The organism is Aureimonas flava (assembly GCF_003583935.1).
GTDB lineage: Bacteria > Pseudomonadota > Alphaproteobacteria > Rhizobiales > Rhizobiaceae > Aureimonas > Aureimonas flava.
This window is the reverse complement of sequence record NZ_QYRN01000003.1, coordinates 110,677-124,942: the sequence shown is the minus strand read 5'-3', so window position 1 is coordinate 124,942 and position 14,266 is coordinate 110,677. Positions and strand designations below refer to the sequence as shown.

12 protein-coding genes are annotated in these 14,266 nt (G+C 69.6%); 10 read left to right on the top strand and 2 right to left on the bottom strand.

Annotation, left to right across the window (positions count from 1 at the left end):
* Positions 1 to 181: 181 nt before the first annotated feature.
* Genes D3218_RS06230 through D3218_RS06190 form a run of 9 tightly spaced genes read left to right on the top strand, consistent with a single transcriptional unit; the run spans position 182 to position 7,456 of the window.
* On the top strand, positions 182 to 2,554 hold the full coding sequence (locus D3218_RS06230; RefSeq protein ID WP_119539056.1) for a putative monovalent cation/H+ antiporter subunit A: 2,373 nt from the start codon (positions 182 to 184) through the stop codon (positions 2,552 to 2,554).
* Positions 2,551 to 2,970 (top strand): Na(+)/H(+) antiporter subunit B, encoded by a 420-nt coding sequence (locus tag D3218_RS06225; RefSeq protein ID WP_119539055.1) that lies wholly within the window; start codon positions 2,551 to 2,553, stop codon positions 2,968 to 2,970. Before D3218_RS06230 ends, D3218_RS06225 begins: the two co-directional genes overlap by 4 nt.
* A gap of 15 nt (positions 2,971 to 2,985) precedes the next feature.
* On the top strand, positions 2,986 to 3,363 hold the full coding sequence (locus D3218_RS06220) for a Na+/H+ antiporter subunit C (protein WP_119539054.1): 378 nt from the start codon (positions 2,986 to 2,988) through the stop codon (positions 3,361 to 3,363).
* A gap of 43 nt (positions 3,364 to 3,406) precedes the next feature.
* A complete protein-coding gene (locus tag D3218_RS06215; RefSeq protein WP_168990442.1) occupies positions 3,407 to 5,059 on the top strand; it encodes a proton-conducting transporter transmembrane domain-containing protein in 1,653 nt (550 codons plus the stop codon).
* Positions 5,056 to 5,529 carry a Na+/H+ antiporter subunit E gene (locus tag D3218_RS06210; protein WP_119539052.1) on the top strand — a complete coding sequence of 158 codons (474 nt, stop codon included), beginning with the start codon at positions 5,056 to 5,058 and terminating at the stop codon, positions 5,527 to 5,529. Before D3218_RS06215 ends, D3218_RS06210 begins: the two co-directional genes overlap by 4 nt.
* Positions 5,526 to 5,891 carry a cation:proton antiporter gene (locus D3218_RS06205; protein ID WP_119539051.1) on the top strand — a complete coding sequence of 122 codons (366 nt, stop codon included), beginning with the start codon at positions 5,526 to 5,528 and terminating at the stop codon, positions 5,889 to 5,891. The genes D3218_RS06210 and D3218_RS06205 overlap by 4 nt, the downstream gene beginning before the upstream one ends.
* The gene (gene mnhG / locus D3218_RS06200; RefSeq protein WP_119539050.1) at positions 5,888 to 6,268 is read left to right on the top strand and encodes a monovalent cation/H(+) antiporter subunit G; all 381 of its coding nucleotides are present in this window, start codon (positions 5,888 to 5,890) and stop codon (positions 6,266 to 6,268) included. Before D3218_RS06205 ends, mnhG begins: the two co-directional genes overlap by 4 nt.
* Positions 6,265 to 6,627 (top strand): DUF423 domain-containing protein, encoded by a 363-nt coding sequence (locus tag D3218_RS06195; protein WP_119539049.1) that lies wholly within the window; start codon positions 6,265 to 6,267, stop codon positions 6,625 to 6,627. Before mnhG ends, D3218_RS06195 begins: the two co-directional genes overlap by 4 nt.
* A 46-nt stretch (positions 6,628 to 6,673) precedes the next feature.
* On the top strand, positions 6,674 to 7,456 hold the full coding sequence (locus D3218_RS06190; RefSeq protein WP_119539048.1) for an SDR family NAD(P)-dependent oxidoreductase: 783 nt from the start codon (positions 6,674 to 6,676) through the stop codon (positions 7,454 to 7,456).
* A gap of 31 nt (positions 7,457 to 7,487) precedes the next feature.
* Here D3218_RS06190 and D3218_RS06185 read toward each other — a convergent pair whose 3' ends face one another.
* Entirely contained in the window at positions 7,488 to 8,918 is a 1,431-nt protein-coding gene (locus tag D3218_RS06185) for an AcvB/VirJ family lysyl-phosphatidylglycerol hydrolase (RefSeq protein WP_245414939.1), read from the bottom strand.
* A complete protein-coding gene (mprF, locus tag D3218_RS06180; protein ID WP_119539047.1) occupies positions 8,915 to 11,506 on the bottom strand; it encodes a bifunctional lysylphosphatidylglycerol flippase/synthetase MprF in 2,592 nt (863 codons plus the stop codon). The genes D3218_RS06185 and mprF overlap by 4 nt, the downstream gene beginning before the upstream one ends.
* Positions 11,507 to 11,783: 277 nt before the next feature.
* On the opposite strand from mprF, the gene D3218_RS06175 reads away from it, so the two are divergent.
* The gene (locus D3218_RS06175) at positions 11,784 to 14,228 is read left to right on the top strand and encodes a putative bifunctional diguanylate cyclase/phosphodiesterase (RefSeq protein WP_168990424.1); all 2,445 of its coding nucleotides are present in this window, start codon (positions 11,784 to 11,786) and stop codon (positions 14,226 to 14,228) included.
* Positions 14,229 to 14,266 lie beyond the last annotated feature (38 nt).

Below are 14,266 nucleotides of genomic sequence, written 5' to 3'. Positions count from 1 at the left end.
CGTTCGATGCAGCCTAGCTAGGAGTCCGGACATGCGGTCACAAGCACGTGTGCCCGGGAAACCCGCGCAAACCAGCCTCGCGCAGGCGTTTCGGCCTTGAAAAAGCGGGGTCGCGCGTTAGCCTTTGCTGCATAGCGGCAGACGTCCGGCCGCGCAGCGCGCGAGGGATCACGGGGACTGGATGGACTACCTTTCGGACGGATTGCTGTTTCTCGCCCTCGCGCTTCCGTTCCTTGGAGCCATCGTCGCCCCCCTCTCCATCATTCTCCTGGACCGGCTCGGCTCGCTGGTGCTGGCGCTGTTCCCCGTGGGCGCGCTGGCGATCCTGTTCCAGCAGAGCGCGCAGGTGCAGGCGCGCGTGCCGATCCTGTTCGGCTTCGACTGGGTGCCGTCCTTCGGGGTGCGCTTCGCGTTCCGGCTCGACGGCCTTTCCTTCGGCTTCGCCTTCCTGATCCTGTTCATCGGCGCGCTGGTGGTCGTGTATTCGGGCGGCTACATGCCGCGCGGCTCCAAGCGCGGGCGGTTCCACGCGTATATCCTCCTGTTCATGGGTTCGATGCTCGGCCTCGTCCTGGCGGACGACCTCATCACCCTGTTCATCTTCTGGGAGCTGACCTCGATCACCAGCTTCCTGCTGATCGGCTTCGACCACGAGCGCGAGGCGGCGCGGCGCGGCGCGGTGCAGGCGCTCGTGGTGACGGGTGGAGGTGGGCTGGCGCTGCTCGCCGGGCTCCTGATGATGCGCGAAGGCACGGGGCTGTCGTCCCTCAGCCTGCTTCTGAGTGCGCCCGACGCCTTCCGCACCAGCGGGGTCTTCGTGCCCGCGCTGGTGTTGATCCTCTTCGGCGCCTTCACAAAGTCGGCGCAGATGCCGTTCCATGTCTGGCTCCCCAACGCGATGGAGGCGCCGACGCCGGTGTCGGCCTATCTCCACTCCGCCACCATGGTGAAGGCCGGCATCTACCTCCTGATGCGGATCTTCCCGCTGGCCGGACACTCGACGATCTGGGCGGTGGCTCTGCCGTTGTTCGGCGGGATCACGCTGGTGATCGGCGCCGTGCTGGCGATGCGCCAGAGCGACATCAAGCTGATGCTCGCCTACACCACGATCGCCTCGCTCGGGCTGCTCGTCATGCTGCTGGGCATCGGCTCGGAGATCGCGGTCGAAGCCGCGGTGCTCTATCTGTTCGCGCATTCGCTGGCCAAGGCCTGCCTGTTCATGGTCGCCGGCTCGATCGACCATGGGGCGGGAACGCGCGACATCCGCGCGCTGGGCGGCCTTCGGGCCAAGATGCCGGTCACCTTCGCCGCGGCGATCCTGGGCGCCGCCGCCATGGGCGGTCTGCCGCCGCTCTTCGGCTTCCTGGCCAAGGAGGAGGTCTACGCCGCGACGGCCGTCGCGGACCTGCGCGGCGTGCTCACCACGATCGCCGCGGTCGCCGGCAACGCACTGATGTTCGCGGTCGCCCTCCTCGTCGCGCTGAAGCCCTTCCTCGGCCCGCTGCCGAGCGGCATGCGGCGCGCCCACGAGACCAGCCCGATGATCTGGTTCGGCCCGATGCTCCTCGGCGTCGTCGGCCTCCTGGCTGCGATCTTCTCGCAGACCACGCACCAGTTCATCTCGAACCCGATGTCGCCACCGGCGCTGGACGGGGCGCTCGCGGTCGATATCGCGCTCGGCTTCCACTGGGGGGCGGCGCTGGTCCTGTCCTTCGTCACCGTGGCATTGGGCGTCGTCCTGTTCCTGAAGGCGCAGGGGATGCGCTCGGGCGTCGCCGCGCTCCTCGCGCGCATCGGCTGGGGGCCGGACAAGGGGTTCGACCAGGCGATGCGCGGCCTCGTGGTGATGGCGGCCAACATCACCAATCGCCTCCAGCCGGGGCGGCTGGACGTCTACATGCGCGTCACCTTCGGCGTCATCGTCGCCACGGTCTGGATCACCATGATCTGGACGGGCTCGCTGCCCAGCGTGCCGGAGATGCCGCGGCTGTTCTTCTACGAATGGGCGATCATCGGTATCGTGATCCTCGGCATTCTCGTGGTGGCCTTCTCCACCAGCCGCCTGACCGCGATCGTCTCGCTCGGGATCCAGGGCCTGGCGGTGGCGCTGCTGTTCATGCTGCTCGGCGCGCCGGACCTGTCGTTCACCCAGTTCATGGTGGAGATCCTCTCCGTGTCGATCCTCGCCCTGGTGATGACGCGGCTCCGGCTGATGCCAGCCGATCGTCGTCCATGGCGCAAGATCGTGCCGGAAGCCGCGCTGGCGGCGGCCGGCGGCCTCGGCCTCGGCCTCTTCCTGATGGCGGTGACCCAGCGGCCCTTCGATACGCAGCTCGCCGAGTTCTACGAGACCTACAGCTACACGATCGCCCACGGCCGCAATATCGTGAACGTCATCCTCGTGGACTTCCGCGGCGTCGACACGTGGGGCGAGATCGCGGTGGTGCTGACCACCGGTGCGGCGATCCTGGCGCTGGTGCGCATCCGCGCCAGCAAGCCGGACGCGCGCCATTCGCGCAAGCGGCGGCGCAGGGCCGGGGAGCTGCATCCATGAGGACGGTCATCTTCCGCGTCACCGCGCCCTACATCACCGCGCTGATGCTCCTGTTCTCGCTGTTCGTGCTCCTGCGCGGACACAACGAGCCCGGCGGCGGCTTCATCGGCGGGCTGATCGCCTCGTCCGCGATCGCTGTCTACGGCATGGCCTGCGGCGTGGACGCGGTGCGCCGCGCGCTGCACTTCCACCCGATCGCCTACGCCGGCTTCGGCCTCCTGGTGGCGGTGTTCGCCGGGCTCATGCCGCTGTTCGGCGGCGCGCCCTTCATGACGGGGCTCTGGGCCTTCGTCTCAGTGGCCGGCGCGGAGCTCGCCCTGTCCACCACGCTGATCTTCGACCTCGGCGTCTTTCTGGTCATCGTCGGCGCGATCTCCTCGATCGCGCTCTCGCTCGAGGAGCGCTACTCGGGATGAGAAAGGCCGCCTGACATGGAAATCGCGCTGGCCGCGCTCGTCGCGGTAATGTTCTCGGTCACCATCTACCTGCTTCTGTCGCGCTACATCATCCGCATGTTGCTGGGGGTGGTGCTGCTCGGCAATTCGGTCAACCTGTCGCTGTTCGTCGCCGGGCGGATCGACCCGATCGCCCCGCCGCTGATCCCGGCCGGGCTGAAGATTCCGCCGCAGGCGGTCGCCAATCCGGTGCCCCAGGCCCTGGTGCTGACGGCGATCGTCATCTCCTTCTCCTTCTTCGTGTTTCTGCTCGTGCTCGCCTATCGCGCCTACCAAGACCTCGAAACCGACGACACGATGGAAATGCGCGTGGCCGAACCCGAGGACGAGGGGCTCCCGCCCCTCGGCTTCTGAGGAGGGGCCCGTGGACGAGACCGCCAACCTGATCGCCGAAGCCATGGTCGTGGACCGATTCGCGCCGGACCAGGCCCTCCTGGTCCTGCCCGTCGTGATCTGCTTCGTGTTCGGCGCCGTGCTCCTGATGATGCGCCGACGCATGGACCTGCATCCCGTGATCGCGGTGATCGGGCTCGTGCTCCTGCTGGCGACCGACCTCGCGCTGCTCTGGCGCATCGCGGAGGGCGGACCCATGGCCATGGCCATGGGCGGCTGGAAGCCCCCGTTCGGCATTTCCTTCTCGGCCGATCTCCTGAGCGCGCTGTTCCTGTCGGTCGCCGGCTTCGCGGGGCTCGCCTGCGGCATCTACGCCATCGCCTCGATCGACGAGGAAGGGCGCCGCTACGGGTTCTACCCGTTCCTGTTCATGGTGATGGGCGGCGTATCGGGCGCCTTCCTGACCGGCGACATCTTCAATCTCTACGTCTGGTTCGAGGTGCTGCTGATTGGCTCCTTCGGGCTCCTGATCCTCGGCTCGGAGCGCGAGCAGCTCGACGGCGCCACCAAATACTGCTTCCTCAACCTGATCGGCGCGACCTTCTTCCTGCTGACGATCGGCTACCTGTTCGGCCTGTTCGGCACGCTCAACATGGCCGACATCGCGGTGAAGTCGGCGCGGATGGAGGGCAACGGCATCCTCCTGACGATCGCCTCGCTGTTCGTGGTGGCCTTCGCCATGAAGGCGGCGGCCTTCCCGCTGAACTTCTGGCTGCCGGCCTCCTACCACACGCCGCGCTTCGTGGTGTCGGCCCTGTTCGCGGGGCTTCTCACCAAGGTCGGAATCTATGCGCTGATCCGCGTGGTGCTGATGCTGTTCCCGCCCGAGCGCGGCGGGCTGGGCGTCGTGATCGCCTGGATGGCCGCGCTCACCATGCTGTTCGGTGCGCTGGGGGCCCTCGCGCAGTCGGACCTTCGGCGCATGCTGAACTACGCCGTGATCACCGGTATCGGCACGATCCTCGCCGGCATCGCCATCCCGCCCGTCCTGGAAAGCGCGTCCAGCGCGATCACCACAGGCGCGGCCAGCGTACTGCGCGGGGAGGGAGCCGGTGGCCTGATCCAGAACGGCGTCTCCCCCGACGGTCCGCTCGCCACGGGTCTTGCGGGCGCGATCTTCTATGCGGTCCACTCCATCGTGGTGATGACCGCCCTCTACCTCGCGGCGGGCGTCGCGGCGTTTCGGAACGGCTCCTCGTCGCTGCACGAGATGGGCGGCCTGTGGCGCCGCCACCCGCTGTTCTCGGCGCTGATGCTGATGCTTCTCCTGGCCGTGTCGGGTCTGCCGCCCTTCTCGGGCTTCTGGCCGAAGATGCTCCTCGTGCGCGCGTCGCTCTCGGCCGACCTTCCGTGGCTGGCGCTCGCGGTGCTCCTTTCGGGCTTCCTCCTCACCATCGCCTGCGCGCGCGTCTTCGCGCTCGCCTTCTGGCGTCCGCTGCCCGCGCTCGCGGACCTGGAGCCGCATGCGGCGGAGGAGGCGTTCCGCGCGCCGCCGCCCGGCCGCCCGCTCGCGACGGTTCCGCTGGTCGCCCTGTGCGTCTTCGTGGTGGCCGTCGGCGTCTGGCCGCAGCCGCTGGCGAGCCTGTCGATGCAGGCGGCCCATCAGGTCCTCCATCCGGCGCGCTACCTGGCCGCGGTCCTGGGAGACGTGCCATGACGCCCTTCGTCGCCAACCTCCTTCTCGCCCTCGTCTGGCTGGTCATCACCGGCGGCTTCAGCCTCGCCAACCTCATCTTCGGGTTCTTCCTGGGGGCGGCGTCGCTCTATCTCATCCGCGAACAGGTCGGGGCCGGCGGCTACTTCCGGCACGGGCGCAAGGTCGCCTCGCTGCTCCTGTTCCTGATCTACGACCTGGCCGTCTCGGCCTGGCGCATCGCGGTCGTGGTGATGCGGCCCCGGCTGGAGCTGAAACCCGGCGTCTTCCTCTACCGTCACAAGGTGCGCAGCGAGTTCGAGATCGCGCTCCTGTCCAATCTCGTCGGCCTTACCCCGGGGACGCTGATCTTCGACATCTCCGACGACGAGCGCACGCTCTACGTCCATGCCTTCGACTGCTCGGACCCCGACGCGCGGCGACGCGAGATCGCCGAGGGTTTCGAGCGACGGATCCTGGAACTGTCCGAATGAGCTTCCTCCAGTTTTCCGAACTCGTCCTGGATTGGTCGCTGTCGATCGCGCTGGTGCTCCTGTGTCTGTCGCTGACGCTGACCATCGTGCGCATCTGGAAGGGGCCGACGCTGCCCGACCGCGTGCTCGGGCTCGACGTGCTCACCAGTTCGTCGATCGGCCTGATCGCGGTGATCGGCATCGACACGGGGTTCACCCTCTATGTCGATATCGCCATCGCGCTCGGCCTGGTCGGCTTCCTGGCCACCATCTCCTTCGCCCGCTTCATCATGGCGCGTGGCGACACCGAGCGCTCGCCCGTCTCCGTGGACGTGGCGGAGGAGCCGGACGAGGTCGTCCTGACGCAGGAGCCGCAGCCGTGACCGCCCTCGGAAACCTGCTCGCCGCCCTGTTCGTGATCCTGGGGGCGCTGTTCGCGCTGGTCGCCTCGGTCGGCATCCTGCGCCTGCCCGACTTCTACACGCGCGTCCACGCGGCTTCCAAGGCGGGGACGGTCGGCTCGGCGCTGGCGCTGGTGGCGCTCGCCATCGTGTCCGTGCAGACCGCCGAGGTGCTGCGCGCCATCGCCGCCATCGTGTTCTTCTTCCTCACCGCACCGATCGCGGCCCATCTCCTCGGCAAGGCGGCCTACTCGGCGGGCTACCGGATGTGGTCCGGCTCGGTACTGGACGAGATGCAGCCGCGCAAGCCCGGCGCGGACGACGAGCCGGACGCGGATCCGCACAGGCCGATCCTGTGACGGCGCGCAGCCTCGTGGCGGCGGCCGGCCTGCTGGGCGCCGCGGGCACGGCCGGGGCGGCCTTTGCGGCCCATGGCGGTGCGCAGGCCAACCTCGTCGCCATCGCGGCGGCGATCGCCTTCGTCCATGCGCCCGCGCTGCTCGCGCTCGGCCTCGTCCCGCCCGGCGCCCTGCGGGGGCGGACCGTGGCCGGTGGGCTGATGATCCTCGGCACGATCCTGTTCTCGGGCGACCTCGCCATGCGCGCGGTCGGCGGCGAGCGCCTCTTCGCCAACGCGGCGCCCATCGGCGGCAGCGTGCTGATCCTCGCGTGGCTCGCCGTCGCGGTGCTCGCCCTCGTGCCGCGCCGGCCGGCTTGACGCACGGCGGCGCGCCCGGTCCCATGCGGCGGACGAGGAGGCAGGCATGATCGGATTCGATTCGAGGCTGTTCGAGAACCGGACGGTGGTGGTGACCGGGGCGGGACGGGGCATCGGCGCGGCGGTGGCCGTCGCCTTCCTGCGCTGCGGGGCGGAGGTCCTCGTGCATGCCGGGCGCGACCTGTCGCATGTGGAGGGCGACCTCCTGGCCAGGCTCCCGGCCGGCGCGCGGCCGCGGCTGACGCTCCTGACGGAGGACCTTTCGCGGCCCGAGGGCGGCCAGGAGCTCGCCCGCGAGATCCTGGCGCGGACCGGCACGGTCGACGTCCTGGTGAACAACGCAGGCACGATGGGCGGGCGCGTTCCCGCAGGCACGGAGACGCGCGAGGACTACGACCACGTGCTGGATCTGAATATCCGCTCGGTGGTGGCGCTCACGGGCGCCCTGCTGCCGGCTTTGCGCCGGAGCGAAGGCGCTTCGATCGTCAACACGGTGTCGATCTCCGGTCGCTCCGGCGGCAGTGCCGGCTCGGCGCTGTATTCGGGCGCCAAGGCCTTCGTGTCCGCCTGGACCAAGACCCTGGCCAAGGAACTGGCGCCGGACGGCATCCGCGTCAACGCCGTGTCGCCGGGCACGATCATGACGGACTTCCACCGGCGCTATTCGTCCAAGGCGAAGCTCGACGCGACGGCCGACGCCATTCCGCTCAAGCGCCTCGGCACGGCCGAGGACTGCGCCCCGGCCTACCTGTTCCTCGCCGCCGGCAGCCTGTCCGGCTACGTCACCGGCCAGATCCTCGAGGTCAATGGCGGTCAGTTGATGCCTTGAAGCCCGTCCGAGGAGCCCGCCGGGCCGCGCCTCAGTTCGCGGATGGGGGCGCGGGCGGTCCGGCGGGCGTCGGCGGGGTCGCCAGCGCGGCCTGCGGGCCGGCGCGCAGGGCTGCCAGGATGCGGGCGGCCAGCGCGTCGTAATTGCCGTCGAAATGGTGCCCCCCTTCGATGGGAAGCTTGGTGAAGGCGGCGAGCCTCGGTTCCACGCAGGCGCTGCCGTCGTCGTCCGTCCCGTAGATGCAGAGCACGCGGTCGGCGGGCAGGCCGGCGGCGGCCGCGACCACGTCGCTGTCGCCGGTCGACATGCCGAGCCAGCCGCCGACGGAGATCTGGAAGCCGGTCTCGATGGATGGGGCGAGCAGGCCGATCAGCGAGACGCGCTTGGACCATTCGGGAGCCAGTTCGCGGATCGCGAAGGGCAGGGTGTCCGCACCGAACGAATATCCCAGGAGGCCGATCGGCACGTCGGGCGCCGGCTTGGCGTTGGCGAGCATCGAGCCGATGTCGTCGGCCATCTCCTTGGCGGTCTTCTCCGACCAGAAGTAGCGCAGCGAATCGACGCCGATCACCTCGATGCCTTCGGCGGTGAGCCAGTCGCCGATCGTCTTGTCGAGGTCGCGCCAGCCGCCGTCGCCGGAGAAGAAGACCACGACGCCCTTGGGCGCGCCCTTGGGCTTGCCCACAACGATGGGAAGCTCCGTCCGGTCGGCGTCGGCGATCGAGAGGGTGGCCTGCGTGGTCGCCGCGAGGCGCGCCTCGGGCTCTGCGACCGCCGACTGGCCGGCCCGCATCGGGGCCTTCATCGCGGTGGCGATCTCGGTGCCCTCGGCGGCGACGAAGGTGAAGGGTGCGGGCAGGTCCGCGCCGCGATCGTAGGCGAAGCTTCCGGTCCCGGCGGGCGTCGCCGTGGCGCCCTCGCAGACCGGGACGCGGCTGTGGGCGGCGGGCGGGGAATCCAGCGCGACGCCGCCGGCGAGCGTCGCGGCCGGCGCGTCGGCCACGGCGGCATAGGCGAGCGTGCCGCCCTCGCCCCGTCCGACCACCACGGGATGGAAATAGGTGTCCAGTTCGAGCGCGCGCAGCGCCTCCTTGGCGATGCCTTCGAGGTCGGACCCGAGATAGAGGCACTCGCCGTCGGGACCCGCCTCGGTCTCCAGCGCGGCGCGCCAGCGGTCGAGGTCCACGGGGATCACGATCAGCCCCTCGGACACGAGCCGGGACGCGAGGTCGCGGTCGGCGGCCGTGATGCCGCCCCGGTCGGACAGGAGCACCACGAGCCCGCCCGCGTCGTCGTCGGGCGCCAGCACGTCGACGTCCTGGAGGTTCTCGTAGGAGATGCGCGCGGCGGACAGGCTTCCGGCCGCCTGATCCAGCGCGCGGGAGGCGAGAAGGGCGGAGCTCGCGCCGCCCAGCAGCATCAGGGCGACGGCGGCGGACAGAACGGAAAAGGTGCGCTTCATGAATCCTGCTTCGGTCGACCGGAGATCAGCGCGGTGACGTCGACCAGGCACTTGGCCGTGTCGAAGCCGCCGGGGCAGATCAGGTAGTGCGGAGTCCACACCGGGTTGAACTTCTGCTTGAACCCCTTCAGGCCATCGAAATGGTAGAAGTTGCCGCCGCGTCGATACAGGAAGGAGCCGAAACGGTTCCAGCGCGAGGCGCCTCGACGGTCCACCAGCCCCGACAGCGGCGCCGCGCCGAGGTTGAACCAGCGGTAGCCCTCGTCCTTGCCGTACATCAGAAGCTTGGCGAACAGCACGTCCATCAGCACGCGCGACACGTCGGGCAGGAAGCGCATCAGGTCGATCGACAGCTCCTCCTTGCCGGACCCGCGCCACAGGTTGGCGAAGGCGACCACGGCCCCGTCCTTGCGCAGGATCGCCATGTCGAAATGGCCGAGATACTTCTCGTCGAAGTAGCCGAGGGAGAAGCCCTTCTCCGAACCGGACTTGCTCTGGAGCCAGGCGTCGGACACGGCGCGCAGCTCGTCCATCTCGGCCTGGACGGTCTCGGGGCCGATGATCTCGAACTCCAGCCCCTCGCGCTCCGCACGCCGGATCGCGGTGCGCAGGTTCTGCATCTTCTGCCCCTCGAGCTTGAAGGCCGGCAGGTCGACGCGGGCGACCTCGCCGAGCTTCAGGGCCGACAGCCCCATGTCGAGGAACAGCGGAAGGCTCTGCGGTCCGACCTGGTAGAACACCGTCCGCTCCGCCTGCCGGTCGGCGAGGTCGCGGAAGCTCCAGGCGAGTTCGGCCACGACGTCCGGCGGGCCGACCGGCTCGCCGAGCGCCACCAGGCTGCCGCCGGACCGGGCATACATCACGAAGCCGCGCCGGTCGGGCGAGAACAGGAACCGCTTGTCGCCGAGAAGCGCGAGCCAGGCGACCGTGGACGGGTGGCCGGCGACGATGGGCGCGACCTCGGGCGGAATGGCGCTGAACCGCTGGATGCGCTCCGTGCGCCGATGGATGGCGACGTCGAGCCCGACGGCCGCGACGATGGCGATGGCGACGACGCTCGCCCGCAGGAAGCGGGGCGCGTCGGCGTCCAGCGCGAAGTCCCACCACATGGTGTTGGCGTACTCGACGTGGCGATAGGCGAAGAAGCCGAGCCAGATCGAGGCCATCACCGTGGCGAGCACGGCGGCAAGCCAGCTCCAGGTGAGGGCGAAGGGGTTGAGCACCGAACGGCGGTAGAAGGCGCGGCGGAAGCCGAGCAGGAGCGTGGCCTGGATCACCAGGAGCACGGCCTCCTCCCAGTCGAGGCCTCGGGACAGGGCGAAGACCGCGCCCGCCAGAAGCAGCGCCAGCGACACGACCCAGGCCCGCCACAGCCGTTTGGCCAGGCCCCGCGCGACGATCAGCAGCGCGACGCCCACGAAGCTCGCGGCGAGCTGCGACATCTCGATGAAGGGGAGGGGCACGATGTCGCCCAGGATGCCGATGCGCGTGGCGACGCTCGGGAGCACGCCCGAGGCGAGCAGCACCAGGCCGCCGCCGAAGGTCAGGGCGGCGACGGCCGGTGGGACGATCGGCTCCACCGCACGCGCCAGTTCCTTGGCCGGCCCCGCGACGACGCCCCGGCGCCGGAACACCTCGATGACCGCGAGGCCGACCACGGTCACGACCAGCGGCAGCACGGTGTAGATCAGGCGGTAGAGCACCAGGGCGGCCACGACGTCCGCCCGGTCGGACAGGCCCAGCGTGACCAGGAGCGTCGCCTCGAAGGCGCCGAGGCCGCCGGGCGCCGAGGATGCGACGCCGACCACGGTGGCGACGGCGAAGACCAGGGAGAACAGGAGGAAGCTGCCGACCGTGCCGGGCGGCATCAGCACGTAGAGCACGGCTGCCGCCGCGCCGACGTCGACGATGCCGGCCACGAGCTGCACCAGGGCGCCGCGATGCGACGGCAGCGCCATGTGGAAGCGACCGATGCGGACTTCTCGCGCGCCCCGCGAAAGCCAGGCCACGAACAGCGCCACCAGCGCGACGATGACGATGCCGAGGATCAGGTCGACGCGGTGGTCGAGGTCGCGCAGGAACGGGATGCCGCTCGGATCCACCATCAGGGCGATCCCGAGCATGATCGCGAGGGCGAACCACAAGGCGAACCAGGACGTGCCGACGATCCGGCCGATGTCGGCGAGTTCGATGCCGCCCGACTTGTAGGCGTGATAGCGCAGCGCGCCGCCGGTCAGCAGCGGGAAGCCGAGCGCGTTGGAGATGGCGTAGCCCGCCGCACCCACGGTCGCCGCCACGGGACGCGACACGCGGCCGGGCGCGATCGTCTCCACCGCCACGACGTCGTAGAGGGAGACGGCCGCGAAGCTGACCACGGTGAAGAACACGGCCAAAAGGAGAGCCGGTGCCGGAACGCTCGTCACCGCCTCGTGGATCTGACCGAGGGAGAGGGTGGACATCATGGTGTGCAGGGTGGCGAAGGCCACCACCGTGATGGCCAGCCCGATGCCCACCGGCACCCAGGTCTTCCAGCCGCGTCCCGAACGCGGCGCGGCCGCAGATTCCGTGATTTCCGCTTCCACGCTCATCGGTACCCGCACATTCCGCCGCCGCCCAATTCCATGCCCGGCGCGAGGCGAACGGGGATTGGCTCAATTCGTCGCGCGCCACAAGTCCGGGCCGGGACCTTGCGGAAATTTAAGCCCGAACCGTGTCCTTGGGTCGCGCCTATCGAACCGCTGGTTGTTGCCGACATACGGTAGAGTAACGGAACCATAACGTGCGCCAGCTACAATTTGAATCAAGCAGCCGATTCACGGGATCCGGGCCGCCGGCATTCCCCGTATGCGAGAGACACGGTCGTTCATGTCCATCAATGCCAAGCTTCTGGCGAGCGGACTGGTTCTCGGGCTCTTGGGCGCCGGGTTTGCCTTGACGATCGATCGCAGCAGCGGAGCGCTGGTGGAGGCCTCCGAGCGCGTGGTCCGCGAAAGCGCCAACCCGCTCGCGCGCGTCGAAGCCGCAGCGATCCGCGCGGACGAGCTGGCCGACCGGTTCGAGCAGCAGCGCCGCGGCGACGCCGCCCGGATCGTCACGCGCGAGGAAACCGCGCAGCTCGCGGACGGCCTGTCCAAGGTGATGGCCGAGCTGCGCATGGTGACGATGGACGGCCGTTCGGTCGCCGCCAAGTTCGACGAACTGGACTACAGCATCAACCGCCTGCGCCTCGCGGACGGCGACGTCACGCTGCGCCTCGTGCGTCGCGAGATGTCGGAGATCGTCTCGCGCCTCAACGGGATCGCCCACGACCTCCGGCATGGCGTGGACTCGCTGCGCAGCGACGCCACGGCGCGTTCGGACGAGCTGAAGCGCGTGGTCACGGCCGGCATCCTGGCCGGGCTCCTGGCAGGCCTCCTGATCCTCGTCTACCTCTCGCGCAGCATCGCCAACTCGATCCGGCAGGCGACGTCCAGCCTGCTGCGCGTGAGCGGCGAAGGGGCTGTCGTCCCCATCACCGGCGACGCGATCGCCGAACTCGAGGCGGCGATCCAGTTCGTGGAGATCACGCTCGACGACCGGATCGAGGAGATCGCGGCCGGCCGGCGCGAAACCGCGCGCCGTCACGAGGACGAGCTCCAGCGCCAGCGCAAGCGGTTCGAAGCCGCGCTGAACAACGTCCCCCAGGCCTTCTGCGTGCTGGACGACGCGGGCAAGATCCTGAGCGTCAACGCCGCGTTCAGTCAGCTCTTCCCGTCCATGCAGGCGGGCATGGTGGCGACCGCGCCGAACGCCGACCCGCTCCTTTCGCACCTTCTGGTGCCGCCGCCGCAGGAGAACGAGACGCGTGACGCGCCGGACGGGCGCACCTTCGAGCTGCGCCGCCATTCCAGCCCGCAGGTCGGCGGGACGATCGTGATCTTCGAGGACGTGACCCGCCTCCAGGCAGTGAGCCGCGAGATCGAGCGTCTGTCGGGGCAGGACGCCCTGACTGGGCTCGCGAACCGGACGCGCTTCTACGCCGCGCTCGAGACGATGCTTCGCGACGAGACGATCGAAGGCGAGGTCCTGGTCCTGTCCATCGACGTCGAGGACTTCAACACGGTGAACGCGACGCTCGGACAGGCGGCCGGCGACGATCTTCTTCGGCAGCTGGGCGAGCGGTTCCGCTCGCTGGTTCCCGAGGACGCGCTGGTGGCGCGGCTGGACGGCGACGAGTTCGGCATCCTCCTGGCGCTCGGCGACGAACCTGGCGGCAAGCAACGGCTTGCCCGTGCGGTGATGGAAGCGGTGGACGGACGGCCGATCCGCGTCGCGGGACGCCCGCTCGCGGTCGCCGTGGCCGTGGGCCTGGTGGCGATCAGCCGCGACGACCGCCTGGCCGGGCTCGACGCCGCCCGGGCCATGCAGAATTGCGAACTCGCGCTCCAACAGGCCAAGGCCCAGCCGTTGCGCAAGTTCAAGGCCTATCGGCCGGAACTGCGCGAAGAGCTGCAGGCCAAGCAACTGATGGTCGCCGACCTGCGCGCCGCCATCGAGCGCAACGAGTTCGAGCTGCACTTCCAGCCGTTCGTGGACCTGCGGCGCCGCGCCGTCTCGGGCTTCGAGGCGCTGGTGCGCTGGCGCCATCCGACGCGCGGCGTGGTAGGGCCGGGAACCTTCATCCCGCTCATGGAAGAGATGGGCCTGATCGTTCCGCTCGGTCGGTTCGTCCTGTTCGAGGCCTGCCGGCAGGCGGCCGGATGGCCTGCCAACCTGACGCTCTCGGTCAACCTGTCGCCACTCCAGGTGAAGAGCGCGGGCATCGTGTCCGTGGTCCAGAACGCCCTGAAGTCCAGCGGGCTGGCGCCGGAGCGACTGCAACTCGAGGTGACCGAGTCGCTGTTCCTGGACGATGCCGAGGGCGTCCTGGAGACGCTCCAGAGCCTGCGCCGGCTCGGTCTCGTCATGTCGATGGACGATTTCGGCACGGGCTATTCGTCGCTCGGGTATCTCAGCCGCTTCCCTTTCGACAAGATCAAGATCGACCAGTCGTTCGTGCGCGACATGGGCCGCGACGAGAACATCGCCATCGTGCGCGCGGTGATGGGCCTCGGGGCGGCGATGCGCATGGGCGTGATCGCCGAGGGCGTGGAGACGGTGGACCAGCTCATGCGCCTGGAGCAGGAAGGCTGCACCGAAGTGCAGGGCTTCCTGTTCTCCCGGCCGCGGCCGGCGTCGGACCTGCCGAAGATCCTGATGGACGTGCGCGAAGGGTTCAGGACCGGCCGTTTCGCCCGTCCCGCCGAGAGCGGCAGCGCGAAGGCCGGCTGACGGACGCCGGCCCGGCGCGCGGCCCCCGAACGCACGCA

Excerpts from the sequence above, each read along its gene's own strand:
- D3218_RS06230 (WP_119539056.1), top strand. The coding sequence starts at position 182 with ATGGACTACCTTTCGGACGGATTGCTGTTTCTCGCCCTCGCGCTTCCG.
- D3218_RS06190 (WP_119539048.1), top strand. The coding sequence starts at position 6,674 with ATGATCGGATTCGATTCGAGGCTGTTCGAGAACCGGACGGTGGTGGTG.
- D3218_RS06205 (WP_119539051.1), top strand. The coding sequence starts at position 5,526 with ATGAGCTTCCTCCAGTTTTCCGAACTCGTCCTGGATTGGTCGCTGTCG.
- mprF (WP_119539047.1), bottom strand. The coding sequence starts at position 11,506 with ATGAGCGTGGAAGCGGAAATCACGGAATCTGCGGCCGCGCCGCGTTCG.
- D3218_RS06225 (WP_119539055.1), top strand. The coding sequence starts at position 2,551 with ATGAGGACGGTCATCTTCCGCGTCACCGCGCCCTACATCACCGCGCTG.
- D3218_RS06185 (WP_245414939.1), bottom strand. The coding sequence starts at position 8,918 with ATGAAGCGCACCTTTTCCGTTCTGTCCGCCGCCGTCGCCCTGATGCTG.
- D3218_RS06175 (WP_168990424.1), top strand. The coding sequence starts at position 11,784 with ATGTCCATCAATGCCAAGCTTCTGGCGAGCGGACTGGTTCTCGGGCTC.
- D3218_RS06220 (WP_119539054.1), top strand. The coding sequence starts at position 2,986 with ATGGAAATCGCGCTGGCCGCGCTCGTCGCGGTAATGTTCTCGGTCACC.
- D3218_RS06210 (WP_119539052.1), top strand. The coding sequence starts at position 5,056 with ATGACGCCCTTCGTCGCCAACCTCCTTCTCGCCCTCGTCTGGCTGGTC.
- D3218_RS06215 (WP_168990442.1), top strand. The coding sequence starts at position 3,407 with ATGGTCGTGGACCGATTCGCGCCGGACCAGGCCCTCCTGGTCCTGCCC.